Annotated in this window: 22 protein-coding genes; 10 read left to right on the plus strand and 12 right to left on the minus strand. The window is 71.3% G+C overall.

Annotation, left to right across the window (positions count from 1 at the left end; translation table 11 throughout):
• Positions 1-191 precede the first annotated feature (191 nt).
• Together OG285_RS12385 and OG285_RS12390 are read left to right on the plus strand one after the other, a co-directional pair.
• Complete coding sequence (locus OG285_RS12385; protein ID WP_371793514.1) at positions 192-1,538, plus strand: FAD-binding protein; 1,347 nt, start codon at positions 192-194, stop codon at positions 1,536-1,538.
• Positions 1,539-1,615: 77 nt separating this feature from the next.
• On the plus strand, positions 1,616-2,371 hold the full coding sequence (locus OG285_RS12390; RefSeq protein ID WP_356828650.1) for a decaprenylphospho-beta-D-erythro-pentofuranosid-2-ulose 2-reductase: 756 nt from the start codon (positions 1,616-1,618) through the stop codon (positions 2,369-2,371).
• Positions 2,372-2,427: 56 nt separating this feature from the next.
• On the opposite strand, the gene OG285_RS12395 is transcribed toward OG285_RS12390, so the two are convergent.
• Both OG285_RS12395 and trpS read right to left on the minus strand, forming a co-directional pair.
• Positions 2,428-3,024 (minus strand): 2'-5' RNA ligase family protein, encoded by a 597-nt coding sequence (locus tag OG285_RS12395; protein ID WP_356828652.1) that lies wholly within the window; start codon positions 3,022-3,024, stop codon positions 2,428-2,430.
• Between the two features lie 109 nt (positions 3,025-3,133).
• On the minus strand, positions 3,134-4,147 hold the full coding sequence (trpS, locus tag OG285_RS12400) for a tryptophan--tRNA ligase (protein ID WP_356828654.1): 1,014 nt from the start codon (positions 4,145-4,147) through the stop codon (positions 3,134-3,136).
• A gap of 238 nt (positions 4,148-4,385) precedes the next feature.
• Between trpS and OG285_RS12405 the strand changes: the two genes are divergently transcribed.
• A complete protein-coding gene (locus tag OG285_RS12405; protein WP_371793515.1) occupies positions 4,386-5,027 on the plus strand; it encodes an RNA polymerase sigma factor in 642 nt (213 codons plus the stop codon).
• Between the two features lie 629 nt (positions 5,028-5,656).
• On the plus strand, positions 5,657-6,862 hold the full coding sequence (gene rocD / locus OG285_RS12410) for an ornithine--oxo-acid transaminase (protein ID WP_371790975.1): 1,206 nt from the start codon (positions 5,657-5,659) through the stop codon (positions 6,860-6,862).
• 32 nt (positions 6,863-6,894) lie between these two features.
• Here rocD and OG285_RS12415 read toward each other — a convergent pair whose 3' ends face one another.
• Together OG285_RS12415 and OG285_RS12420 are read right to left on the minus strand one after the other, a co-directional pair.
• Complete coding sequence (locus OG285_RS12415) at positions 6,895-8,184, minus strand: glutathionylspermidine synthase family protein (RefSeq protein WP_371790976.1); 1,290 nt, start codon at positions 8,182-8,184, stop codon at positions 6,895-6,897.
• A 68-nt stretch (positions 8,185-8,252) separates the two neighbouring features.
• Entirely contained in the window at positions 8,253-8,540 is a 288-nt protein-coding gene (locus OG285_RS12420; RefSeq protein ID WP_356828660.1) for a hypothetical protein, read from the minus strand.
• A gap of 131 nt (positions 8,541-8,671) precedes the next feature.
• Between OG285_RS12420 and OG285_RS12425 the strand changes: the two genes are divergently transcribed.
• Entirely contained in the window at positions 8,672-9,505 is an 834-nt protein-coding gene (locus tag OG285_RS12425) for a hypothetical protein (protein WP_371793516.1), read from the plus strand.
• A 39-nt stretch (positions 9,506-9,544) separates the two neighbouring features.
• Here OG285_RS12425 and OG285_RS12430 read toward each other — a convergent pair whose 3' ends face one another.
• Complete coding sequence (locus OG285_RS12430; protein ID WP_371790977.1) at positions 9,545-10,936, minus strand: PLP-dependent aminotransferase family protein; 1,392 nt, start codon at positions 10,934-10,936, stop codon at positions 9,545-9,547.
• An 81-nt stretch (positions 10,937-11,017) separates the two neighbouring features.
• On the opposite strand from OG285_RS12430, the gene OG285_RS12435 reads away from it, so the two are divergent.
• Both OG285_RS12435 and OG285_RS12440 read left to right on the plus strand, forming a co-directional pair.
• On the plus strand, positions 11,018-11,557 hold the full coding sequence (locus tag OG285_RS12435) for a carboxymuconolactone decarboxylase family protein (protein ID WP_356828664.1): 540 nt from the start codon (positions 11,018-11,020) through the stop codon (positions 11,555-11,557).
• 75 nt (positions 11,558-11,632) lie between these two features.
• Positions 11,633-12,349, plus strand: a complete 717-nt coding sequence (locus tag OG285_RS12440) for an isocitrate lyase/phosphoenolpyruvate mutase family protein (protein ID WP_371790978.1) — start codon at positions 11,633-11,635, stop codon at positions 12,347-12,349.
• A 168-nt stretch (positions 12,350-12,517) separates the two neighbouring features.
• Here the strand turns inward: OG285_RS12440 and OG285_RS12445 are convergent, their stop codons facing one another.
• The 3 genes from OG285_RS12445 to OG285_RS12455 all read right to left on the minus strand — a co-directional run bounded on the left by OG285_RS12445 (position 12,518) and on the right by OG285_RS12455 (position 15,607).
• The gene (locus OG285_RS12445) at positions 12,518-13,507 is read right to left on the minus strand and encodes a malate dehydrogenase (RefSeq protein WP_371790979.1); all 990 of its coding nucleotides are present in this window, start codon (positions 13,505-13,507) and stop codon (positions 12,518-12,520) included.
• Between the two features lie 524 nt (positions 13,508-14,031).
• A complete protein-coding gene (locus tag OG285_RS12450) occupies positions 14,032-14,529 on the minus strand; it encodes a DUF3017 domain-containing protein (RefSeq protein ID WP_356828670.1) in 498 nt (165 codons plus the stop codon).
• Between the two features lie 223 nt (positions 14,530-14,752).
• Complete coding sequence (locus tag OG285_RS12455; protein ID WP_356828672.1) at positions 14,753-15,607, minus strand: bifunctional methylenetetrahydrofolate dehydrogenase/methenyltetrahydrofolate cyclohydrolase; 855 nt, start codon at positions 15,605-15,607, stop codon at positions 14,753-14,755.
• Positions 15,608-15,819: 212 nt separating this feature from the next.
• On the opposite strand from OG285_RS12455, the gene OG285_RS12460 reads away from it, so the two are divergent.
• Positions 15,820-16,440, plus strand: a complete 621-nt coding sequence (locus OG285_RS12460) for an RDD family protein (RefSeq protein ID WP_356828674.1) — start codon at positions 15,820-15,822, stop codon at positions 16,438-16,440.
• A 112-nt stretch (positions 16,441-16,552) separates the two neighbouring features.
• Here OG285_RS12460 and purH read toward each other — a convergent pair whose 3' ends face one another.
• Positions 16,553-18,181, minus strand: coding sequence for a bifunctional phosphoribosylaminoimidazolecarboxamide formyltransferase/IMP cyclohydrolase (gene purH / locus OG285_RS12465; protein ID WP_371790980.1), 1,629 nt, complete (start codon positions 18,179-18,181; stop codon positions 16,553-16,555).
• On the minus strand, positions 18,093-18,794 hold the full coding sequence (purN, locus tag OG285_RS12470) for a phosphoribosylglycinamide formyltransferase (RefSeq protein WP_371790981.1): 702 nt from the start codon (positions 18,792-18,794) through the stop codon (positions 18,093-18,095). Before purN ends, purH begins: the two co-directional genes overlap by 89 nt.
• A 157-nt stretch (positions 18,795-18,951) precedes the next feature.
• Here purN and OG285_RS12475 point away from each other — a divergent pair, with 157 nt between their 5' ends.
• Positions 18,952-19,899 carry a hypothetical protein gene (locus tag OG285_RS12475; RefSeq protein WP_371790982.1) on the plus strand — a complete coding sequence of 316 codons (948 nt, stop codon included), beginning with the start codon at positions 18,952-18,954 and terminating at the stop codon, positions 19,897-19,899.
• A 22-nt stretch (positions 19,900-19,921) separates the two neighbouring features.
• Here OG285_RS12475 and OG285_RS12480 read toward each other — a convergent pair whose 3' ends face one another.
• Positions 19,922-21,877, minus strand: coding sequence for a DUF6350 family protein (locus OG285_RS12480; RefSeq protein ID WP_371793517.1), 1,956 nt, complete (start codon positions 21,875-21,877; stop codon positions 19,922-19,924).
• Between the two features lie 438 nt (positions 21,878-22,315).
• Between OG285_RS12480 and OG285_RS12485 the strand changes: the two genes are divergently transcribed.
• The gene (locus tag OG285_RS12485; protein ID WP_356828682.1) at positions 22,316-23,089 is read left to right on the plus strand and encodes a hypothetical protein; all 774 of its coding nucleotides are present in this window, start codon (positions 22,316-22,318) and stop codon (positions 23,087-23,089) included.
• A gap of 158 nt (positions 23,090-23,247) precedes the next feature.
• Here OG285_RS12485 and sucD read toward each other — a convergent pair whose 3' ends face one another.
• Positions 23,248-24,135: a succinate--CoA ligase subunit alpha gene (gene sucD / locus OG285_RS12490; RefSeq protein ID WP_356828684.1), complete on the minus strand. Its 888-nt coding sequence runs from the start codon at positions 24,133-24,135 to the stop codon at positions 23,248-23,250.
• Positions 24,136-24,149 lie beyond the last annotated feature (14 nt).

Raw genomic sequence — 24,149 nt, forward strand, 5'->3', positions numbered from 1 at the left:
GACATTGCCCGATAATCACGGCCATACTGGTTGACACTCCCTCAATCACCCATTTCCCCGCGTATTCGGGCGATACGGTCTACTCCATGTCTGCCGAAACGACCGCGTCAGTGCGCGGCACCACGCCCGTGAGCGCGGCGAGCCCCGTGATTCCGGTGCGCTCAGCGAGTCCGGTGCGCTCCCTGCGCGCCATGAGTTCCGTGGGCTCGGTGACGGGCTGGGGCCGCACCGCACCGTCGACGTCGCTGCTGGTCCGCCCGCGCACGTACGAGGAGGCGGCGGCAGCGGTGCTCGGCTGCGGGGCGCGCGGCTCGATCCCCCGCGGGCTGGGCCGGGCGTACGGTGACGCCGCGCAGAACGCGGGCGGCGCCGTGCTCGACATGACCGGCCTCGACCGGATCCACTCCGTCGACGCGGACGCCGGGGTCGTGGTCTGCGACGCGGGGGTGAGTCTGCACCGGCTGATGGAGGTGCTGCTGCCGCTGGGCTGGTTCGTACCGGTGACACCGGGCACCAGATACGTCACGGTGGGCGGCGCGATCGGCGCCGACATCCACGGCAAGAACCACCATGTGTCGGGCTCCTTCTCCCGCCACGTGCGCTCCCTCGACCTGCTGACGGCGGACGGCACGGTGCACACGACCGTCCCGGGCGCCGCGCTCTTCGACGCGACAGCCGGAGGCATGGGACTGACCGGCGCCATCCTCAGCGCGACCATCCAGCTCCTGCCGGTGCGGACGTCCCTGATGTCGGTGGACACCGAGCGGGCCACGGACCTCGACGACCTGATGGCCCGTCTCACGGCGACCGACCACCGCTACCGCTACTCGGTCGCCTGGATCGACCTGCTGGCGCGGGGCGCCGCCACCGGGCGCTCGGTCCTCACCCGCGGCGACCACGCGCCGCTGGACGCGCTCCCCGCCCGCCTGCGGCGCGCACCGCTGGCCTTCCGCCCCGCCACACTCCCCGCGCCCCCGTCCTTCATCCCGGAGGGGCTGCTGGGCCGCACCTCCGTCTCCCTCTTCAACGAACTCTGGTACCGCAGGGCGCCCCGGCTGCGGACCGGACAGATCCAGCGGCTCGCCACCTTCTTCCACCCGCTCGACGGGGTCCCGCACTGGAACCGGATCTACGGGCGCGGCGGCTTCGTCCAGTACCAGTTCGCCGTCGGGTACGGGCAGGAGGAGACCCTGCGCCGGATCGTCCGGCGCATCTCCCGGCGCGGCTGCCCCTCGTTCCTGGCGGTGCTGAAGCGCTTCGGCGAGGCCGACCCCGGCTGGCTCTCGTTCCCGGTGCCGGGGTGGACGCTCGCCCTGGACATCCCGGCGAACCTCGGCGGACTCGGGGCCTTCCTCGACACGCTGGACGAAGAGGTGGCCGGGGCCGGCGGCCGTGTCTACCTGGCGAAGGACTCCCGGCTGCGCCCCGATCTGCTGGCCGCGATGTACCCCCGCCTCGCCGACTTCCGGGCGCTGCGCGCCGAACTGGACCCGGGCGCGGTCTTCACGTCGGACCTCTCCCGCCGTCTCGGCCTCTGACCGCACGCCGTCCGGGCCGCCGGCCCACAGCCCGCACCCACAGCCCCATCCCCGACCCCGACCCCGAGGAAGCAGCCATGAAAGACGCTTTCGGTGCCCCCCAGTCCCTGCTGATCCTCGGCGGTACGTCCGAGATCGCCCTCGCCACGGCCCGCCGCCTGGTGACCCGACGCACCCGGACGGTCTGGCTGGCCGGGCGCCCGTCCCCCGCGCTCGACGCGGCCGCCGCCCATGTCCGCTCCCTGGGCGCGGAGGTCCGCACAGCCGCCTTCGACGCTCTGGACCCGGACTCCCACGAGGAGACGCTGGGCAAGGTGTTCGCGGAGGGCGACATCGACATGGTGCTGCTGGCCTTCGGCGTGCTGGGCGACCAGGCCCGCGACGAGAGCGCTCCGCTGTCCGCGGTCCGGGTCGCGCAGACCAACTACACCGGGGCGGTCTCCGCGGGCCTGATCTGTGCCAAGGCGCTCCAGGGACAGGGCCATGGCTCGCTGGTGGTGCTCTCGTCGGTGGCGGGCGAGCGCGCCCGCAGGGCCAACTTCATCTACGGGTCGAGCAAGGCGGGCCTCGACGCCTTCGCCCAGGGACTCGGCGACGCGCTGCACGGCACCGGGGTCCATGTGATGGTGGTGCGCCCCGGCTTCGTCCGCTCGAAGATGACGGCGGGTCTGGAGGAGGCCCCCCTGGCCACCACGCCGGAGGCGGTGGCCCTGGCCATCGAGACGGGCCTGCGCCGCCGGTCGGAGACCGTCTGGGTGCCGGGCACCCTGCGGGTGGTCATGTCGGCACTGCGGCACGCCCCGAGGCCACTGTTCAGGCGGCTCCCGGTCTGAGGTCCTACGGGAGCGACGGCGCCCGACGTCCTAAGGGAGCGACGGCGTCCGACGTCCTAAGGGAGCGACGGCAGGGACGGCGAGGCGGGGGCTTCCCGGGACACGCTCGGCCCGGGGACGACGCCGCCCCCGCCGCCGAACGCGTACTCGCGCAGCTTCCGCCACACGCCGTCCGCCCCCTGCTCGTACAGCGCGAAGGAGCCACAGGTCCACGTCGCCTCGAAGGTGGCGAGCGCCTCGAAGGCGCGGTCCATCTCGTCGTCGGAGATGGCGTGTGCGACCGTCACATGCGGGTGGTACGGGAACTGGAGCTCGCGTACCAGCGGCCCCGAGGGGTCCCTGATCTGCTGCTGGAGCCAGGAACAGGCCGAACCGCCCGTCACCACCTGGACGAAGACGACCGGCGAGAGCGGCCGGAACGTTCCCGTCCCGTACAGCCGCATCGGGAAGGCCCGGTTCGCGGCCGCGACCGAGGCGAGATGGGCCTCGATCGCGGGCAGCGACGCGGAGTCGGCCTCCGTCGGCGGGACGAGAGTGACGTGGGTCGGGATGCCGTGCGCGGCAGAGTCCCCGAAGCCCGCGCGCTGCTCCTGGAGCAGGCTGCCGTACGGCTCCGGGACCGCGATCGAAACGCCGAGCGTTACGGTCCCCACGTCGTTCTCCTCCGCTGTCGGATGCTTCCGGATGCCTGCCCGACCATTATGCGAGCAGTGTGGCGGCCCCCCGTCCGCCTGGCCAGAGTCCAAGGTCACAGGCTCCGGGTCAGTGCTTGGCCGGCAGGAACCCCAGCCGCTCGTACGCCTGGGCCAGGGTCTCGGCGGCGACCGTACGGGCCTTCTCCGCACCCTTGGCGAGCAGGGAGTCCAGCGTCTCCGGGTCGTCCAAGTACTCCTGGGTCCGGGCCCTGAAGGGTGTGACGAAGTCGGCGACGATCTCGGCGAGGTCGGTCTTGAGCGCGCCGTACATCTTGCCCTCGTACTGCTGCTCCAGGTCGGCGATGCTCGTGCCGGTGAGCGTCGAGTTGATGGTCAGCAGGTTCGACACGCCGGGCTTCGCCACCGGGTCGTAGCGGATCACCGTGTCGGTGTCGGTCACCGCGCTCTTGACCTTCTTCACCGAGACCTTCGGCTCGTCGAGCAGGCTGATCAGGCCCTTGGGCGAGGCCGCCGACTTGCTCATCTTGGCCGAGGGGTCCTGGAGGTCGTAGATCTTCGCCGTCTCCTTGAGGATGTACGGCTCCGGAACCGTGAAGGTCGCGCCGAACCGGCTGTTGAACCGCTCGGCGAGGTCGCGGGTCAGCTCGACGTGCTGGCGCTGGTCCTCGCCGACGGGGACCTGATGGGCCTGGTAGAGCAGGATGTCGGCGACCTGGAGGATCGGATACGTGAAGAGGCCGACGGTCGCACGGTCGGCGCCCTGCTTGGCCGACTTGTCCTTGAACTGGGTCATCCGGCTGGCCTCGCCGAACCCGGCCAGGCAGTTCATGACCCAGCCGAGCTGGGCGTGCTCGGGCACATGGCTCTGCACGAAGAGCGTGCAGCGCTCGGGGTCGAGGCCGGACGCGAGGAGCTGAGCCGCCGCGAGCCGGGTGTTGGCGCGCAGCTCGGCGGGGTCCTGCGGGACGGTGATCGCGTGCAGGTCTACGACCATGTAGTACGCGTCGTGCGACTCCTGCAGGGCTACCCACTGGCGCACGGCGCCGAGGTAGTTGCCGAGGTGGAACGAGCCTGACGTGGGCTGGATCCCGGAGAGCACCCGGGGACGGTCTGAGGCCATGTACAGCATTCTCTCAGGTGCGGAACCGATCTCCGTCGCGCGGTGTATGAAAGATGTGAGAACGCGGGAGGGGAGCCACGTCGCCGTTGCCGACGGGGCCACAGACAGAGACACCGTCACAGACGACAGAGACACGGTCGCAGGCAGAGACAGAAGCAAAGACGCAGGCAGAGACGCAGGCCGAGCCACAGCCGTTGCGGTGGGCGGGGCCGAGGACGCTTCGGCGGACGAGGCCGGAGTGATTGCGCGCGTGCGGGCGGGTGACGCACAGGCGTACGCCGTGCTGGTGCGTGCGTACACCGGCATCGCACTGCGCGCGGCGGCCGCGTTCGGGGCCGGTGCGGACGCGGAGGATGTGGTGCAGTCGGCCTTCTTCAAGGCCTACCGGGCACTGGACCACTTCACGCCGGGCGCGTCGTTCCGCCCCTGGCTGCTGCGGATCGTGATGAACGAGACGCGGAACACACTGCGCTCGGCGGGCCGGCTGCGGTCCGCGGCGGGACGTGAGGCAGCGCTGGCGGAGGCGGAGCCGCTGATACCGGAGTCGGCGGATCCCGCGGTGGCGGCCCTGCTGCAGGAGCGCCGGGCGCTGCTGCTGGCGGCGCTGGACCGGTTGAGCACCGAGCAGCGGCTCGTCGTGACGTACCGCTATCTGCTGGAGATGGACGAGGCGGAGACGGCGGAGGCGCTGGGCTGGCCGCGCGGCACGGTGAAGTCACGGTTGAACCGCGCCTTGAAGAAGCTGAGCAAACTGCTTCCCCCGCCGGACGGCAACCGGACGTCGGACGAGGGCGCGAGCGGGAGCGGGAGCGGGAGCGGGAGCGGGAGCGCGAGCGCGAGCGCGAGAAACACGAAGGGAGCCGAGAGACATGCGCGGTAGGGACATGCCGGGTGGGGACATGCCCCGTACGGGCGAGGGCGGTACGGGCGAGGGCGGACGGCGTGGTCCGGATCCATGGCTCCCCGCGGAACTGCGGGCCCTGGGCCGCGCGCTCGACGGGCGGGGCACGAGCGAAGACCACGGTGCCGGCGGGGACCAGCGAGCAGACGAAGACCGGGCAGCAGGCGGAGAGCAGAGCGCGGGCGGGGCGCAGAGCGCAAGAGGGGGACAGTGCGGACCGGGAGGTCCGGGAGGGCCGGGAGGGCCGGTGCCGGGGCCGTCGATGGCCGAGCGGGTGCTGGCACGGATCGTGGCCGAGGGGGTGCAGGCTCCCACCGGGGAGCCCGCACGGCCTCCGGAGCCGGGCCGGTTCGAACGGGCCCGTGCCTGGGCACGCAGTCGCCTCGACTGGTTCGAGGGGCCGGGCGGGCCGGAGACGGGCACCGACGGGATCGCCGTGCGGTACGCCCCGGCGCCCCACGCCCACCCGGCGCGCCGGTCCACAAGGTTTCTTCCTGCCCGCCGCAGCCGACGATAGGAATGAGCACACGATGACCCGAACACCGTAGGACCCGCGCCCGTATGGCCCGTACGCCGTAAAAGCCGTACGCCCTGAGAACGGAGAACCCGTGTCAGTTACGGAAACATCGATCTCCTCCACCGAAGCGCACAGCGCACACAACTACCACCCGCTGCCCGTCGTCGTCGCGTCCGCGGACGGTGCGTGGATGACCGACGTCGAGGGGCGCCGCTACCTCGACATGCTCGCCGGTTACTCGGCGCTCAACTTCGGCCATGCCAACCGCCGGTTGATCGACGCCGCCAAGGCCCAGCTGGAGCGGGTCACGCTCACCTCCCGGGCCTTCCACCACGACCGGTTCGCCGACTTCTCCACTCAGCTCGCCGAGCTGTGCGGCATGGAGATGGTGCTGCCCATGAACACCGGGGCCGAGGCGGTGGAGACGGCGGTGAAGACCGCCCGCAAGTGGGGCTACAAGGTCAAGGGCGTACCGGACGGACAGGCGAAGATCATCGTCGCCGAGAACAACTTCCACGGCCGGACGACCACGATCGTCAGCTTCTCGACGGACGCCGAGGCCAGAGCGGACTTCGGCCCGTACACGCCGGGCTTCGAGATCGTGCCGTACGGAGACCTGGCCGCCCTGGAAGCGGCCGTCGACGCCAACACCGTGGCGGTGCTGCTCGAACCCATCCAGGGCGAGGCCGGAGTGCTGGTGCCACCGGCCGGCTATCTGTCGGGCGTACGGGAACTGACGCGCGCCAGGAACGTGCTGTTCATCGCCGACGAGATCCAGTCCGGTCTCGGCAGGACCGGGAAGACCTTCGCCTGCGAGCACGAGGGTGTCGTGCCGGACATGTACATCCTGGGCAAGGCGCTCGGCGGCGGGGTGGTGCCGGTGTCGGCGGTCGTCTCGTCGGCGGAGGTGCTGGGGGTCTTCCGGCCCGGCGAGCACGGATCCACCTTCGGCGGAAACCCGCTGGCGTGTGCCGTCGCCCTGGAGGTCATGGCGATGCTGCGGACCGGCGAGTTCCAGCAGAGGGCGACCGAACTGGGCCATCATCTCCACCGTGAACTGGGACTACTGGTGGGAAGCGGTGCGGTGGAGGCCGTACGCGGACGCGGGCTGTGGGCCGGGGTGGACATCGCCCCGGCCCACGGCACCGGCCGGGAGATCTCGGAGAAGCTGATGGATCTCGGGGTGCTGGTCAAGGACACCCATGGATCCACCATCCGGATCGCCCCGCCGCTGGTGGTCAGTAAGGAGGATCTGGACTGGGGGCTCGCCCAGCTCCGGAGCGTGCTGAACATCTGAGGCGGTGGCGCAGGCCTACCCGGCGGTGCGGTTCACAGGATGACGTGGGGCAGGAAGCGGGCGTACTCGTCCGTCACCGGCCCCGCCGACTCCCTGATACCGAGCCCCGCTGCCTCGTCCTCGACCACCCACGCGCCGAGCACCACCCGGTTGCCGTCGAAGTCGGGCAGCGGAGCCAACTCCTGGTAGCAGCAGGCCTCGTCGGCCCGGGCACCACCGGCGCCCGGTCCCGCGCCGGACCCTGCGAAGGGTCCTGCGCCGGAACCCGCACCGGGTCCTGCGCCTGAACCCGCACCCGGGGCCGGGCCCGCGTCCGCCCCCGTGTCCGTGCTCGGCTCGTGGAGCAGGACCCCCGCGCCCTCGCGGCCGAGCAGCGGCTTGGAGACGTACCCCTTCGACAGGGCGAGTTCGCGCGGTCCGTCCAGGTAGGCGGGCAGCAGATTCGGGTGCCCGGGGTACAGCTCCCAGACCACGGCGAGCAGTGCCTTGTTGGAGAGCAGCATCTTCCAGGCGGGCTCTATCCAGCAGGTGGAGCCGGTGGAGCCGCCGTTGTCCAGCGTGTCCAGGACGTGCGGCCCGAAGCTGTCCGTCGTCAGCCACTCCCACGGGTAGAGCTTGAAGCAGCTGCGGATGAAACGCATCCGCTCGTCGACGAACCGGCCGGACAGCGGGTCCCAGCCGATCCGTTCCACCGAGAGCGCCTCGGTGTCGATCCCGGCCTGCTGGGCGGTCTCCCGCAGATAGGCGGCCGTCATCAGGTCCTCGCCGAGTTCGTCGGCCTCGGAGTGCACGAAGTGCAGGGGTCCCGGTGGCAGCAGCCGGGCCTGCCGTTTCCAGGCGGCGACGAGCCGTTCGTGCAGGGAGTTCCACTGGTCCGCGCCCGGGAAGCGGTCCTCCATCCAGAACCACTGGGGGCTGGCGGCCTCCACCAGCGAGGTCGGGGTGTCCGCGTTGTACTCCAGCATTTTCGCCGGACCGGTGCCGTCGTACCGGAGGTCGAACCGCGCGTAGACGGACGGCAGTTCGTCCCGCCGGCGCCAGGATTCACCGACCAGCCGGGCCAGCCGGGGATCGGTGATGCCCAGCTCGGCGAAGCGGTCGTGGTCGACGATGTGGGCGGCAGCGGCGAGACACATCACATGCAGCTCCTCGACCACCTCCTCCAGCGCCTCGACCTCGGAGAGGGAGAACGAGTAGTACGCGCTCTCGTCCCAGTACGGGCGCAGGGAGTCGTCGGGATAGCGGGTCAGCGGATAGACCAGACCCTGCTCCTCGACGATCTGCTGCCAGCCGGGGCGCGGTTCTATGGTGTGGCGCTGCATGGTGTCCGCCTGTTCCAGCTGTTCCAGTGCCCTGGCCGTACGTTCCGCTGATCCGGTGCGTGCCCGGCTCAGCCGCCGCCGGAGTGAGAGCCGCCGCCGTGGGACCCGCCGCCGAAGCCGCCGCGGTGCACCGAGGGCTTGCTGAAGCTGCCACCCGAAACCTTGCCGTGCTTGGACGAGCCGCCGTAGTAGTACGTGCCGCGTCCGGAGCTGTCGGTGCACTCGTACTTCGGCAGCTGCTTGTGCGTAGCCGGATCGACACACCGCTTGTCCACGTCGGAACCGCAGGCGGAGAGCGTCGCCGCCAGAATCCCCATCCCCCCGAGCACCACAGCACCCGACCGCATCTTGCGCATCTCCGCCGACCTCCCCCGTCGTACAGGCCCTTCGGTAGGGCCTGTCGGTGTACAGACTAGATGTCGTCCCCGCCGATGGCCGGTGCTGGGCCCTTCTCCCGCACAACTAGAGTCCTTTCGTGCTCCTTGGAATGATCTGTGCCGTCGGTTCAGCGGTCTGCTTCGGCACGGCCTCCGTGCTCCAGGCCGCCGCGGCCCGCGCCTCCGCACCGGGAACCGGTTCGGGCGTGGACGCCGCGCTGCTCCTGCGCGCCCTGCGCCAGTGGCGCTACATCGTGGGGCTCGGTCTCGACGGGCTCGGCTTCGTCCTCCAGATCATCGCCCTGCGCACGCTCCCCATCTACGCGGTCGGTGCCGCACTCGCCGCGAGTCTCGCGGTCACCGCCGTGGTGGCGTCCCGCATCCTCGGCGTCCGGCTCTCCGGTACCGAATGGGGCGCGGTGGCCGTCGTGTGCGCGGGCCTCGGGATGCTCGGCCTCGCCTCCGGGGCCGAGGGCCACACGGCCGGGTCGTCGGCACTGCGCTGGTCGATGCTCGGGATCGCGCTCGCGGTCCTCCTGGTCGGCACGATGGCCGGGCACCTCAAGGGCAGGGCGCGGGCCCTGGTGCTCGGCCTCGGTTCCGGGGTGGGCTTCGGAGTGGTCGAAGTGGCGGTGCGCCTCATCGACTCCGTCGATTTCACCAACCCGGCGCTGTACGCCCTGCTCGTCGGCGGCGGTTCGGCCTTCCTGCTGCTCACCTCGGCGCTGCAGCGCGGTTCGGTGACCACGGCCACCGCGGGCATGGTCATCGGCGAGACGATCGGACCCGCCCTGGTCGGCGTGGTCTGGCTCGGCGACCGTACGAGGGAGGGCCTTGCCCCGCTTGCGGTGGCGGGCTTCGCGGTGGCCGTCGCGGGAGCACTCGCACTGGCCCGGTTCGGGGAGGCCCCCGCCGCATCGCCCCGGACACCGGCCGACGCCTGAAGCCCCAGCCGCGTCAGCAAGCCCGAGGCCGGCACACCCCTACGGCAGCACCCGGCACAACGCGTCCAGCGCGCCCGCCCACGCGCTGTCCGACGGCGTTCCGTATCCGACGACCAGTATGTCGCGTCCATCCCGTACGTCCGCGTGCCGGAACTGGGAACCGCCGTTCAGCGCGAGGCCCTGCCAGGCCGCCGCCTGGACGACCGACTGCTCGGTGCCCGGGGGCAGTTCCAGTACGGCGTGCAGTCCGGCCGCGATCCCGGACACCCTGATGCCGGGCGCCCGTTCGGCCAGGGCCGCCACCAGCTGGTCGCGCCGCCGCCGGTAGCGCAGCCGCATCGAGCGGACATGCCGGTCGTACGCACCGGAGCCGATGAACTCCGCCAGCGTCAGCTGCTCCAGCGAGCTGGACATCCAGTCGCTGTTCCCCTTCGCCTCCACGACCTCCGCCACCATCGACTCGGGCAGCACCAGCCAGCCGAGCCGCACTCCGGGTGCGATGGACTTGCTGGCCGTACCGCAGTAGACGACCCGCTCGGGATCCAGCCCCTGGAGCGCCCCGACCGGCTGGCGGTCGTAGCGGAACTCCCCGTCGTAGTCGTCCTCCAGAATCACCCCGTCCGTGGTCCTGGCCCAGTCGACGGCGGCGGTTCGCCGGTCCGGGTGGAGGGGGACGCCCATCGGGAACTGGTGCGCCGGCGTCATCAGCACCGCTCCCTCGCGCCCCAGTTCGTCCGTGCGTGAGCCGAATCCGTCCAGCGGCAGGGCCCGCGTGCGCAGCCCGGCGTCGACGAGCAGGTTCCAGTGCAGATCGAGTCCGTACGACTCGACAGCCACGTCCCGCACCCGTCTCCCCCGCAGCACCGTCCCCAGCAGCATCAGCGCGTGGGCGAACCCGGCACAGACCACGATGCGGTCCGGGTCGGCGTGGACACCGCGCGCCCGCGCCAGATAGCCCGCCAGCGCGGTGCGCAGCTCGGAGCGGCCCTGCGGGTCGCCGTAGCCGAACGCGTCGTGGGGCGCCGCGGTCAGCGCCTTCCGCGACGCCCTGAGCCACTCCGTACGCGGGAAGGACGCAAGGTCGGGCGATCCGGGCCTGAGGTTGTACGCGGGCCCGCCCCGCCGCGGCCGCCGGACAGCGGCCGGCTTCGGCACTCCGCGCGGCACGCTCCGCGGGGCCACCCTCGTCCCCGAACCCTGCCGGGCGGTCAGCCAGCCCTCGGCCACCAGTTCGGCGTAGGCGTCGGCGACGGTGTTGCGGGCCACGCCCAGATCGACGGCGAGCGTACGCGAGGAGGGCAGCCGGGCCCCCGGCGCCAGCCGACCCGTACGGACGGCTTGCCGCAACGCGTCGGCGAGCCCGACCCGCAGCCCGGGTCCGGTGAGGTCCAGATGCAGGTCTACACCGAAAGTGGCCCAGGAATCCGTCACAGAAATGGACCATACCCCTGCGCCATATCTCCCGTAGCGTTGCCTATGCACGACGAACCAGGCATGAGAGGCATAAGAGACATGACGGACATCGCTTCCTCCGCGAACAGCACGAACGCCTCGGCCCCGGCACCGGAGTACCTTCCCGAGCACACCCCCCGCCTCCACCTGGCGAAGCTCGCCCCCGAGGTCTACAAGGCCATGATCAACCTGGATGCGGCAGCCCGGCGCGGTCTCGATCCGACCCTGGTCGAACTGGTGAAGATCCGCGCCTCGCAGATCAACCACTGTGCCTTCTGCATCGACATGCACTCCAAGGACGCTCTCGCCGCGGGCGAGTCGGTCGAGCGGATCGTGCAGCTGAGCGGCTGGGAGGAGTCGAAGCACTTCTACACCGCGAAGGAGATCGCGGCGATCGAGCTGACCGAGGCCATCACGGTCCTCACCGACGGATTCGTACCGGACGAGGTGTACGCGCACGCCGCCGAGCACTTCGACGAGACCGAGCTGGCCCAGCTGATCGCGGCGATCACCGTGATCAACTCCTGGAACCGCCTCAGCGTCTCCGCCCGCCTGGTGCCGGGCCACTACACGCCGGGCTCCCTCGCCCACCGCCACTGACGGCCGCCACCGACCGGCCGCCGTCACCCTGCCCACTCCGGCTTCCCCCGCCCACCACCACTGAAGGACCCCGCCATGACGGACTTCCGCAGTCTCCACCTGGGCCGGCCCCCCGGCGATCCGCTGGTGCTTCCCGGCCCGTGGGACGCGGCGAGCGCCCGCGTCTTCGCGGAAGCCGGGTTTCCGGCGCTCGCCACCCCGAGCGCCGGAGTATCGGCCGCACTCGGTTACGCGGACGGGGAGGTCCCGGCCGACGAGATGTTCGCCGCGATCGGCCGGATCGTCCGGGCGGTCGAGGGCTCCGGCGTGGCCGTCTCGGCGGACATCGAGGCCGGGTACGGCCTGCCCCCGGACGAACTCGCCGAGCGGCTGCTCGACACCGGCGCCGTCGGCTGCAATCTGGAGGACTCGTCGGGCGGAGTCCTCAATGACCCGCAGGAGAACGCGGACCGGCTCGCGGCGGTCCGCGCGGCGGCGGGAGACGACCTGTTCATCAACGCCCGCGTGGATACGTACATCCGTGGCGTACACGATCCGGCGCAGGCCATCGACCGCGCCCTCCGTTACCTGGCAGCGGGCGCCGACGGTGTCTACCCGATCATGGCGCCGCCGGACCAGCTGCCCGGCCTGGCGTCCGGGATCGGGGCGCCGCTCAACGCACTCTTCCGGCCGGACGGTCCGTCACCGCAGGAGCTGGGCGCGCTGGGCGCCACCCGCATCACGTTCGGCCCCGGCCTGCACCGGCAGTCGATGGAACGGCTGCGCCAGGACGCGAACGCCCTGAAGAGCTGACGCGCTGCCACGCTGACGAACCGGAGCGCTGACGAACCGGGACGCGCCGACGAACCGGCGCACCGGTTCGAGCGAACGAAAACGCCCCCGGCGACCACAGGTCACCGGGGGCGTTCCCACACAGCGGAAGAGCCGCAGGTCCGCAGAGCGGACGTACGGGAATCCGGCTCAGATCAGGCCGAGCTCGCGGACCGCGTCGCGCTCCTCGGAGAGCTCCTTCACCGACGCGTCGATGCGGGCGCGCGAGAAGTCATTGATCTCCAGGCCCTGGACGATCTCGTACTTTCCGCCCTTCGTGGTGACCGGGAAGGACGAGATGAGGCCCTCGGGGACACCGTAGGAGCCGTCCGACGGGATACCCATCGAGGTCCAGTCGCCGTCCGCCGTGCCGTTGACCCAGGTGTGGACGTGGTCGATGGCGGCGTTCGCGGCCGAGGCGGCCGAGGACGCGCCACGCGCCTCGATGATCGCCGCGCCGCGCTTGGCGACGGTCGGGATGAACGTGTCGGCCAGCCACTTCTCGTCGTTGACGGTCTCGGCGGCGTTCTTGCCCGCGACCTCGGCGTGGAAGATGTCCGGGTACTGCGTGGCGGAGTGGTTGCCCCAGATGGTGAGACGGCGGATCTCGGATACCGGAACGCCGGTCTTCTGCGAGAGCTGCGAGATCGCCCGGTTGTGGTCGAGGCGGGTCATCGCGGTGAAGCGGTCGGCCGGTACGTCCGGGGCCGAGGCCTGCGCGATGAGCGCGTTGGTGTTGGCCGGGTTGCCGACGACCAGGACCTTGATGTCGTCCGCGGCGTTGTCGTTGATGGCCTTGCCCTGCGGACCGAAGATGCCACCGTTGGCCGCGAGCAGGTCACCGCGCTCCATGCCCTTGGTGCGGGGGCGGGCGCCGACCAGGAGCGCGACGTTGGCACCGGCGAAGGCGACGTTCGGGTCGTCCGTGATCTCGATGCCGCGGAGCAGCGGGAAGGCGCAGTCGTCGAGCTCCATCGCGGTGCCCTCGGCGGCCTTCAGCCCCTGCGGGATCTCCAGGAGACGCAGCTTGACCGGCACGTCCGAGCCGAGCAGGTGGCCCGAGGCGATGCGGAAGAGCAGCGCGTAGCCGATCTGGCCGGCCGCGCCGGTGACGGTGACATTCACAGGAGTGCGGGTCATGGCGTTCTCCGTAAGACAGCTGGCGGTGGGGGTCCCTGCCCCTGGTGCGGGAAATCCCGGATGCTCACACCATGAACTGAATCTTGATGTGAAGAGACTTCCGACGTCAGGCTATCGGACCCCGCGCGTGCCCGGCTCCCGCCCCCGTGTGGCACGCCGCACACCGGCCTCGTACACCCCGTGCGGGGAAGCGCGTTGACCCTGCGGACCCCTCATCACGGGCACTCACGGGCACCCAAGGGCGGTGCGGTGCGGCCGGTCCGCACCGGCCGAGCTGTCACCTGCAGCGGCGGTGGCCGTCCGCGCCAGGGGGGGGGGGAGAGACGCGGGCGGCCACCGCCGGGTGCAAGCACCCGTGGGGGGATGCCATCCGCATGCCCCGGGAATCGCGGACCACTCCCCCCGATTCTTTTTTATTTTTCGCCGGGCTTCCACCGGTCCTCCGGCCGGTCTCCCGGTCGGTCTTCCGGCGGACGACAGCCGTACGAGCGGTCATCGGCCCGCCGCCACAGGGCAGTTCCGCGTCACCGCACGGTGAAACGCATCAGCCCTTCCAGGAACGGCAGCTTCAGCCACGGGTCGGGCTGCACCATGAGCGCGAGCAGCGTGATCACAACGCCGAGCACCCCGTACGTCACCATGTCCGTGAAGCGCGAGCGCACCGCGAGCATCCCGACGGAACGCACCCACCAGCGCATCACGGCGCCACCGATCAGAGCGACCCCGACCAGCAGCAGCCCCACCCGAGTCACGTCGAAGGCAACGAGCAACAGACCGACGCCGATCGTGACGAGCACCGTGAGCAGCGGCCACTGCCTGGCGGGCGCGGGCGCGTCACCGGGGGCCGCCCGGCCGCCGCCCTCGGGACGCGCGGTGTCCCGCGTCACGCGGGGAAAGCGCCGCGTCGTCCGGACCGGCTCGCCGTCCGGGCCTGGAGCGCTGACGGCGTCCTCCCCATCGGGCGCGGCAGGCTCCTGGGACTCGGCACCCGCGGGTTCGGTGCTCCCGGACTCATCACCCACGGGTTCGGAGTTCCCGGACCCGGAATCCCCGTCCGGTCCAGCACCCTCTCGATCAGCACCCTCTCGATCAGCGCCCTCGCGATCAGCGCCCTCGGCCTCGTCGGGCTCAGGCGTGGCGGGCTCGGGCGTGGCGGGCTCAGGCCTGGCCGGCTTCTCCGCCTTCGCGCCCTTGCGCCGCGCCCCGGGCCTGCCCGACTCCTCGGGCCCCGTCCGTGCGGCCGCGTCAGCCGACACTGCGCTCCGCCGCCTCCACGACGTTCACCAGCAGCTGCGCGCGGGTCATCGGGCCCACCCCACCCGGGTTCGGAGAGACCCAGCCGGCCACCTCCGCGACGCCGGGGTGCACGTCTCCGGCGATCTTGCCGTTCTCGTCCCGGCTGACGCCGACGTCGAGGACAGCGGCCCCCGGCTTGACGTCCTCGGGGTTGATGATGTGCCGGACCCCGGCCGCGGAGACGATGATGTCCGCCTGCTTGAGCAGCGCGGGAAGGTCACGGGTGCCGGTGTGGCACTGGGTGACGGTCGCGTTCTCGGACTTGCGGGTCAGCAGCAGCGGGATCGAGCGCCCGACGGTGATACCGCGGCCGACGACCACGACATGCGCCCCGTTGATCTCCACACCGTGGTGGCGCAGCAGCTGGATGATGCCGTACGGGGTGCAGGGCAGCGGCCCCTCCTCGTTCAGCACCAGCTTGCCGAGGCTGGTCGGGTGCAGCCCGTCGGCGTCCTTGGCCGGGTCCATCAGCCCGAGGATCCGGTTGGTGTCGATGCCCTTCGGGAGCGGCAACTGCACGATGTACCCCGTGCACTCGGGGTTCTCGTTGAGCTCCCGGACGACCGCCTCGATGTCCTCCTGCGTTGCGGTGTCGGGGAGTTCGCGCTGGATGGACCCGATACCGACCTCGGCGCAGTCGCGGTGCTTGCCGTTCACGTACCACCGGCTGCCGGGGTCGTCGCCGACGAGCAGGGTGCCGAGACCGGGGGCCACACCCTTCTCCTTGAGGGCCGCCACGCGGACGGTCAGATCGGACTTGATCGCGGCCGCGGTGGCCTTGCCATCGAGAATCTGGGCTGTCATACGAGCCATTCTTTCAGGGGGCGGCATGATCGCCCAAGTTGCACTTGCACAACACATGAGCACTGCGACTGGACAAACTTACGCGCCATTGAGAAGCATGTGGTTCGCAGTGCCGCGGCCAGTGTCGGGGGGCAGACCGCTCTGTCGTTTCTTTCACCAATCCTCCGCTCGAACCGCGCCGTCCCCGCATGAATCAACGGAGGAATTCAGCCATGAGCTTTGGCGACCCGAACCCGAACAACCCCTACGGCCCGCCGCCGGGACAGCCGCAGGGCCAGCCCCAGCAGCCGCCGCAGCAGGGTTACGGATACCCGCAGCAGGCCCCGCAGGGCGTGCCGCAGCAGCCCGGTTACGGCTACCCGCAGGCCCCGCCGGTCCAGCCCTACGGCGGTGGCGGCTACCCGGAGCAGGGTGGTTACGGCGGCCAGCCCCAGTTCGCGGGCTGGTGGAGCCGGTTCGGCGCGCTCCTGATCGACGGTCTGGTCATCGGCATCCCGTACGGCATCGTCCTCGCCATAGGCCGCGGCATCGGCGGCGGCGTGGGCGCGGCCCTCGTTCTGGTCGGCGTCCTCCTCGGCATCGGGCTTGGGCTCTTCAAGCTCTACAAGGAGGGCACCACCGGCCAGTTCGTCGGCAAGAAGGCCCTCGGTATCAGCCTGCTGCGCGAGGCCGACGGCCAGACGCTGGGCTTCGGCATGGCGTTCGTCCGCTACCTGGCCCACTTCGTGGACAGCATCGCCTGCTACCTGGGCTGGCTGTGGCCGGCGTGGGACTCCAAGAAGCAGACGTTCGCGGACAAGATCTGCTCGACCGTGGTCGTCAAGGTCGGCTGACCCGCGTCCTGCTGGGCCCCGAGGGCCGTAACCCCTGCGCAGAGCGCATGGAGTTACGGCCCTCGGCCGTGTCAGTGTCCGCCCGGCGGAAGTCCGCCCGGTGGAAGTCCGCTCAGTGGAAGAAGTGCCGCGTGCCCGTGAAGTACATCGTCACGCCCGCCTTCCTGGCGGCCTCCACGACCAGCTCGTCACGGACCGAGCCGCCCGGCTGCACCACGGCGCTGACCCCTGCGTTCGCCAGGATCTCGAAGCCGTCGGGGAACGGGAAGAACGCGTCCGAAGCGGCGTACGCCCCCCGCGCCCGCTCCTCTCCCGCGCGCTCGACAGCGAGCTTCGCGGAGTCCACCCGGTTGACCTGGCCCATTCCCACACCGACGGACGCGCCGTCCTTGGCCAGCAGAATCGCGTTGGACTTCACCGCACGGCACGCCTTCCAGGCGAACGACAGCTCGGCCAGCCCGGCCGCGTCGAGCGCGTCACCGGACGCGAGTGTCCAGTTCGCCGGGTCGTCGCCCTCGGCCTGGAGCCGGTCGGTGACCTGGAGCAGCGCGCCGCCGTCGATCTGCTTGACCTCGGCCGCGGCCGACGGGGCGTCGGGGCAGCGCAGCACCCGGATGTTCTTCTTGCGTGCCAGCACGTCGACCGCGCCGTCCTCGTACGCCGGAGCGACGACGACCTCGGTGAAGATCGGGGCGATCTGCTCGGCGAGTGCCACGGTGACCGGACGGTTGACCGCGATCACACCGCCGTACGCGGACACCGGGTCGCAGGCGTGCGCCTTGCGGTGGGCCTCGGCGAGGTCCGCGCCGATCGCGATGCCACAGGGATTGGCGTGCTTGATGATCGCCACGCAGGGCTCGGCGTGGTCGTACGCGGCCCGGCGCGCGGCGTCGGTGTCCGTGTAGTTGTTGTACGACATCTCCTTGCCGTGCAGCTGCTCGGCCTGGGCGAGGCCGCCCGTACCCGAGACGTACAGCGCGGCGCCCTGGTGCGGGTTCTCGCCGTAGCGCAGGACGTTCCCGCGCTCGTACGTGGCGCCGAGGAACTCGGGGAAGCCGCTGTCGTCGGCCGCCGCGTAGTCATCGGCGAACCAGCCGGCGACCGCCACGTCGTACGCGGCGGTGTGCCGGAACGCCTCGGCCGCGAGCCGCTTGCGCGCGGTCAGGTCGAAGCCGCCGCCCCTGACGGCGGTGAGGACGTCCGCGTACCGACCGGGGCTGGTGACGACGGCCACCGACGGGTGGTTCTTGGCGGCGGCCCGCACCATCGAGGGGCCGCCGATGTCGATCTGCTCGACGCACTCGTCGGGAGTGGCACCGGACGCGACGGTCTCGGTGAAGGGGTAGAGGTTCACCACGACCAGGTCGAAGGGCTCCACCTCCAGCTCGGCGAGCTGCCTGCGGTGGTCCGCCAGGCGCAGATCGGCGAGGATCCCGGCGTGCACCCGGGGGTGCAGCGTCTTGACCCGGCCGTCGAGGCACTCCGGGAAACCGGTGAGCTCCTCGACCTTGGTGACCGGCACACCGGCAGCGGCGATCTTCGCCGCGGTGGATCCGGTGGAGACGAGCGTGACGCCCGCCTCGTGCAGCCCGAGGGCCAGCTCCTCCAGACCCGACTTGTCGTAGACGCTGACGAGCGCGCGCCGGATGGGCTTAACGGTGTCCGTGTTCTCGGTGTGCACCGACCTGAACCTTTCGTCCCTCAATGCGGTAGCCGTTACGGGCCAGACGCCCCACGACATCGACGAGCAGCTTCCGCTCGACTTCCTTGATGCGCTCGTGCAGAGCGCTTTCGTCGTCCTGCTCCCGGATCTCGACCACACCCTGGGCGATGATCGGTCCGGTGTCGACGCCGTCGTCGACGAAGTGGACGGTGCAGCCGGTGACCCTGGCCCCGTACGCGAGCGCGTCGCGCACTCCGTGGGCGCCGGGGAAGGCGGGCAGCAGCGCCGGATGCGTATTGACGAGCCGACCGCCGAAGGCCGCGAGGAACTGCTTCCCCACGATCTTCATGAATCCGGCCGACACGACCAGGTCGGGCGCGTGGGCGGCGGTGGCCTCGGCCAGCGCCGCGTCCCACGCGTCGCGGTCCGCGTACTCCTTCACCTTGCAGACGAAGGTCGGCAGTCCCGCGTCGCGGGCACGGTCGAGTCCGGCGATGCCGTCGCGGTCAGCACCGACCGCGACGATCTCGGCTCCGTAGCCGGCCGGGTCGTCGGCGATCGCGTCGAGCAGGGCCTGCAGATTGGTTCCGGAACCGGAGACCAGCACGACCACGCGGGCGGGAGAGGACGGGGAGGCCACGGCGGGGCCCTTTCTGGATACGACTTGTGCGGTCGTACGAATAGCGCGCATCCCCCGATACGGGGAACTCTACGAACGCGCCGACCGTCGGCAACGATACCGGCACACCGAACGGCCCCCACGGGACGGGGGCACGGCCGAGAGGTAGCGTCTGGGGACAGGACCTGTCTCCCGGGCAGGAACCGAATGAGGGGAAGACGTTCACCAGATGCAGGACCGACGCCACCGCGCGACTCTCCGCACCCCGCCGCACGGGCAGGGTTCACTGCTGCTTCGGGAACGCCGGCCCTCTTCGACGGAGCCCGACGACGACAACCCGTTCGCGCCGCCGCCCCCGGACCGGCCGGAGCAGCCGTGGCGGCCGCGGCAGCCGCAGCACGCGGCGGGCAGCGAGGACAACGGCGGCGAATCCGGTGAAGGAAGCGGTGACGGGAGCGGTGACGGCAACGACGGCGACGACTCGTCCTCGCCGTCGTCCCCCGGCCGGGGGAGCCAGTGGAGCCCGGTTCAGCCGGGCCGCCACGACGGCGGGTTCGGCGGCGACCCCCAGCGCCCGACCGGCGGCCCGAACGATCCCGGAAACGGGCGGAACGGCGGCCAGGGCGGTCCCGGTCCCGGCCTGCGCTGGGATCCGAAGGACCCGGCTCAGCGCAGGGCGCGCTACGCGCTGCTCGCCGGAATGTGGGCCTTCTTCTTCGCCCTGTTCGCTCTGCCGGAGATCGGCCTGCTCCTGGGCGCGCTCGCGCTGTACTGGGGCATCAGCGCCCTGCGCGCGAAGCCTCAGCCGGATTCCGGCGGCAGCAAGGGCGCGGCATCCCGGACGGCGGCGCCGCAGCACCCGGCCGCCCCGACCGACGGGCCACCGCCGGGCCCGGACGTTCCCCCGGCACCGACGGCGCCGCCCGCTCCCGGCCCTTATACGGGCCCGTATGCCGGTGCGACGGCAGCCTCCTCGAAGCAGCAGATCACCGCCGCGGTGAGCGGCATGGTGACCGCGGGGCTCGCGCTGCTGATCGTGATCCTGACGTTCTCGGCGCAGCTCGTGTACCGCGACTACTACACCTGCGTGAACGACGCGCTCACGAAGCAGGGCCAGATCGCCTGCAACAAGAAGCTGCCGAACTCGCTGGTTCCGCTTCTCGGTACGAAGAAGTAGGCACGGGGACAGACGGGCGGCCTCAGTCCTCGTCCGCGTAGGGCATCGGCGGCCAGATGTCCGGGTCGGCGCCGGCACCGGGGGACGGATCGGGGCCGGACCCTGCCCCGGCCCCCGACCCGGCTGATCGCGACGGAAGACCGCTCTTGCTGTCGGCGTCCGCGCCCGGCACGGTATCCCCGGCGGGCGTGGCAGGGGCCGGAACGTCCTCCTTCTCCACGGGGTGGAGGACAGCGGCACTCGCAGCGGTCCCAGCGCTCCCCCCGGCGTCCCCGGCCTCGGCTGCCTCTCCGGCTTCTCCCCCTGTGTCGTTCCCGCCCGGGGAGCCCGGGGAGCCCGGGGAGCCCGGGGAGGAGGAAGCCGCGACAGGTACGAAGGAATCGGCAGGCGGCGAGGACGACTCCCGCTCCTGAGCACCCCTGTCCTGCGCATCCGTGAGAGGGAACTTCGCCAGCAGCCTCCCGGAAAACGCCCACAGCCGGGCCCACCGCCCCACCCGTGCTCCGTCGCCCACTCCCCCGTCCGCTGCTCTCCCGTCTACTCCGTGGTCGTTCCCGCTGTCCGCCCCGTCTTCCGCCCCGTCGTCGTACGCCTCCGGTTCCGCCAGGGCCGGGACTCCGAACGGAGCAGGCACCTCCACCGGGACCGGCACCTCCACGCGTGCGGCTGCGGCGTCCACAGCGGGCCCGGCCCGGTGAACACGCCTGCTGCTCCGCAGCGCCCACCAGCGCCGCACCAGTGCCACCGGAAGTCCCGTTCCCACAGTCCAGGCGAGGGCAGCCACGCTGGTCCGCCACCACACCGGGCCGAAGGACGTCAGCCTTCCGGTACCGAGCGGACCGCCGGACAGAGCAGCCAGAACGGCCACCGCCGCCGCACAGACGACAGCCGCCGCCAGCGCCGTGAGCGCGGTGACGCCGACAGTCCCGGCACGGCTCTCGTCCCGTACGTCCCGTACCCGCGTCACGAACCAGCCGAGCACAACGCCCGCGGCCAGCGGCACACCCGCGACGGCCCAGTTCAGCGGCGAACCACTCCCGGGACCCGGCAGAGCGGCCAGCAGCGGGAAGTAGGGAAGCGCGGCGTTGCCGGTCACCATGAGCGGTGTCACCGCCGAACCGGCACCGAGGCTGAAACCGGGACCCAGCGCGTACGAAGCCCCCCACAGCGCCGCGTTCGGCACGAGCGCGGCAGCCAGCAGCAGGACCGTGAACCGCCCCGACAAGGCGCCGGTCAGCCGCAGAAACGACTCTTGCGCGGCGCCCCCGTGCCACACCAGCGAACCGCCGACCAGCAGCGCACCCCCACCGGTCAGCACGGCGACTCCGGCAGCACCGGCCCTCAGCGCGGTGCCCACCCCGGGGTGGGCGTAGGCACGCCGTACGCCGGCGGAAAGCCGCGGGCCGCCGGGAATCCGCATGCGCCCCCAGCCGCTGAACGGCTCGCGCGGGAAGACGCGCGCCCGCCACACTCCCACCGCCGCCGCGGCACCGGCGACGAGCGGCAGATGCCACAGCGCGCTCAGCGGTTCGACGGACAGCGCCCCGCCCGACGCGTACGCGGCGACAGCGGCGGCCACCAGCAGATAACCACCGGTCACCGCACAGAGAGCACCCGGCACCGACGGCCCCGGACGGCCGTTCGCGGGGTCGAACGCCTCCCGCGCGGCCCGCTGGACCAGCCAGACGGGCAGGACGACCAGCAGCATCGGCACCATGCCCAGTGGGGCAGGAACGCCGGACGCGGTGTCGTGCCTGGTCAGCTCCACGCCGTGGGCCAGCAGCCACAGCGCGGCGGTGACATGCAGCGCGCCGCCCGGCCCGCTGTCGGGATAGGGCGAGCTGATCCACAGCAGCATCACCAGCACGGTGAGCGAGCCGAGTCCGAGCGCCGCCGCGAGCCCACCTCGCAGCACGCAGTCGGCCAGCACGGCGGATCGGCTCCGCACGGGGGCGAGCGACGGGCGGCGGTCGGTCATCTGGGTCACGCGGGCCATGCTGCCAACGACACGCGCTTTCGCCGCGTAACAGGCAAAGACCGGTCGTGTCACTCAATATACGTTTATGCACTTTTCGGACTGGCGTCCCGCCGTGAGCAGCGCTGGGGACATCTCATGACGGAACTGCGCTCCCCGAAGAAGCGGCGCCGAGGACGCGGGGCGAAGTCGCCGGGCGCCGACAAAACAGCGGAAGACCGGCGCGAAGCAGCGTCTCCGGAAGCACCGCCTGCACCGCCTGCACCGCCTGCACCAGCGGACCCAGCAGACCCGCAGAAAACAGGAGAAGAACCAACAACACCAGAAGCAGAGGACACACAGGACCCGCAGGAGTCGCAGGACCCTCAGGGTTCTGGGGACCCGCAGAACGCTCCCGACCCGGAGCAGCCGCCAGGTGTCACGCCCGCCGAGGCCTTCGACATGCTCTACGTGCGGGCCGCGTCAGGTCTCGTACACCAGACGTATCTGCTCACCGGGCGCCGCCGCCTCGCCAGGGAATCGGTCGAGCGCGCGTTCCACCTGGCCTGGCAGAGGTGGCCGGAGGTCGCGACGGACCGCGACCCGGCGGGCTGGGTACGGGCGGCGGCGTACGAGTACGCGATGTCGCCCTGGCGCCGGACGAGCCGCAGGCGCGGGCAGGCCGACCGCCGGGCCACGGATCCCGCACAGATTCCGCTGCGGGACGCCGTGCTCCGCTTGCCGCCCGCCTACCGGCGCACGCTGCTGCTCTACGACGGGCTCGGTCTCGACCTCCCCGAGACCGCGGCCGAAACAGAGGCGAGCACACCCGCGGCCGCGAACAGGCTGCTGTACGCGCGGGCTGCCGTGGCCCGGGCCCTGCCCGATCTGGAGGAACCCGGACTGCTCCGCGAACATCTGGGGGTCCTCACCCTGACGGGCCCCGAAGCCACCCTCCCGGAGCCCCGCACCGTACGGACGGGGAGCGAGCGCCGGACCCGGTTCTGGACGCGGCTCACCATCGGTTGCGTCGCACTGCTGACGGCCCTGACGGCGTTCACACTGGCCACAGCCCCCACCCACTACGCGCGGCCGACCGGCCCCCCGCAACGCGTGGAGGGTGTCCCCCCGCGCGGAGGCCCGCAGCGGCTGACCGCCGAGGACAGGAAGCTGCGCCAGAAGCTTCAGACGGAGCCGGCGAACGGCCCGGAGCGCCTGGTGCCGCAGCTGCGCTAGCGCGGAGCCGGCCCGGCCCGGCCCAGTCCGGTCTGGTCCAGTCCGGAACGGTCCCGAACCGCCCTGGCGTCCCACACGTGAGCGGGCCCGTTCCCCCTGAAAACCAGGAGGAACGGGCCCGCTCCGCAGTGCTGGGACTACCGGAAGAGCCGGATCCGTTACGCGTCGACGAGGATCGCCCGGGCCAGCTTGGCCGTCTCGGTCGGCGTCTTGCCGACCTTGACGCCCGCGGCCTCAAGCGCTTCCTTCTTCGCCTGGGCGGTGCCGGAGGAGCCGGAGACGATGGCGCCGGCGTGGCCCATGGTCTTGCCCTCGGGCGCCGTGAAGCCCGCGACGTAGCCGACGACCGGCTTCGTCACGTTCTTCGCGATGTAGTCGGCCGCACGCTCCTCGGCGTCGCCGCCGATCTCACCGATCATCACGATGAGGTCGGTCTCGGGGTCCGCCTCGAACGCCGCGAGGGCGTCGATGTGCGTCGTACCGATGACCGGGTCGCCACCGATGCCGACCGCGGACGAGAAGCCGATGTCGCGCAGCTCGTACATCATCTGGTAGGTCAGCGTGCCCGACTTGGACACGAGACCGATACGGCCGGGCTTGGTGATGTCGCCCGGGATGATGCCGGCGTTGGACTGGCCGGGGGTGATCAGGCCGGGGCAGTTCGGGCCGATGATCCGGGTCTTGTCGCCCTTGGACTTGGCGTACGCGTAGAACGCGGCCGAGTCGTGGACGGCGATGCCCTCGGTGATGACGACGGCGAGCGGGATCTCGGCGTCGATCGCCTCGACGACGGCAGCCTTGGAGAAGGCCGGCGGCACGAAGAGGACCGAGACGTCGGCGCCGGTCTTCTCGATGGCCTCGGCGACCGTGCCGAACACGGGGACCTCGGTGCCGTCGAAGTCGACGGAGGTGCCGGCCTTGCGGGGGTTCACGCCGCCGACGATGTTGGTGCCGTCAGCGAGCATGAGCTTGGTGTGCTTCATGCCGGTGGCACCGGTCATCCCCTGGACGATGACCTTGCTTTCCTTGGTCAGGAAAATAGCCATGGTGTTGGTGACCT

The sequence above is a fragment of the Streptomyces sp. NBC_01471 genome (genome assembly GCF_041438865.1).
Classification (GTDB): Bacteria; Actinomycetota; Actinomycetes; order Streptomycetales; family Streptomycetaceae; genus Streptomyces.

What these genes read in the sequence shown, in the direction of transcription:
- OG285_RS12480 (WP_371793517.1), bottom strand. Translation starts at nt 21,877, where the DNA reads ATGACCGACCGCCGCCCGTCGCTCGCCCCCGTGCGGAGCCGATCCGCC.
- OG285_RS12460 (WP_356828674.1), top strand. Translation starts at nt 15,820, where the DNA reads ATGAGCTTTGGCGACCCGAACCCGAACAACCCCTACGGCCCGCCGCCG.
- purH (WP_371790980.1), bottom strand. Translation starts at nt 18,181, where the DNA reads ATGTCGTGGGGCGTCTGGCCCGTAACGGCTACCGCATTGAGGGACGAA.
- OG285_RS12385 (WP_371793514.1), top strand. Translation starts at nt 192, where the DNA reads ATGAGTTCCGTGGGCTCGGTGACGGGCTGGGGCCGCACCGCACCGTCG.
- sucD (WP_356828684.1), bottom strand. Translation starts at nt 24,135, where the DNA reads ATGGCTATTTTCCTGACCAAGGAAAGCAAGGTCATCGTCCAGGGGATG.
- OG285_RS12485 (WP_356828682.1), top strand. Translation starts at nt 22,316, where the DNA reads ATGCTCTACGTGCGGGCCGCGTCAGGTCTCGTACACCAGACGTATCTG.
- trpS (WP_356828654.1), bottom strand. Translation starts at nt 4,147, where the DNA reads ATGGCCTCAGACCGTCCCCGGGTGCTCTCCGGGATCCAGCCCACGTCA.
- OG285_RS12425 (WP_371793516.1), top strand. Translation starts at nt 8,672, where the DNA reads ATGATCTGTGCCGTCGGTTCAGCGGTCTGCTTCGGCACGGCCTCCGTG.
- OG285_RS12435 (WP_356828664.1), top strand. Translation starts at nt 11,018, where the DNA reads ATGACGGACATCGCTTCCTCCGCGAACAGCACGAACGCCTCGGCCCCG.
- OG285_RS12420 (WP_356828660.1), bottom strand. Translation starts at nt 8,540, where the DNA reads ATGCGCAAGATGCGGTCGGGTGCTGTGGTGCTCGGGGGGATGGGGATT.
- OG285_RS12445 (WP_371790979.1), bottom strand. Translation starts at nt 13,507, where the DNA reads ATGACCCGCACTCCTGTGAATGTCACCGTCACCGGCGCGGCCGGCCAG.
- purN (WP_371790981.1), bottom strand. Translation starts at nt 18,794, where the DNA reads ATGCGCGCTATTCGTACGACCGCACAAGTCGTATCCAGAAAGGGCCCC.
- OG285_RS12455 (WP_356828672.1), bottom strand. Translation starts at nt 15,607, where the DNA reads ATGACAGCCCAGATTCTCGATGGCAAGGCCACCGCGGCCGCGATCAAG.
- OG285_RS12415 (WP_371790976.1), bottom strand. Translation starts at nt 8,184, where the DNA reads ATGCAGCGCCACACCATAGAACCGCGCCCCGGCTGGCAGCAGATCGTC.
- OG285_RS12475 (WP_371790982.1), top strand. Translation starts at nt 18,952, where the DNA reads ATGCAGGACCGACGCCACCGCGCGACTCTCCGCACCCCGCCGCACGGG.
- OG285_RS12440 (WP_371790978.1), top strand. Translation starts at nt 11,633, where the DNA reads ATGACGGACTTCCGCAGTCTCCACCTGGGCCGGCCCCCCGGCGATCCG.
- OG285_RS12390 (WP_356828650.1), top strand. Translation starts at nt 1,616, where the DNA reads ATGAAAGACGCTTTCGGTGCCCCCCAGTCCCTGCTGATCCTCGGCGGT.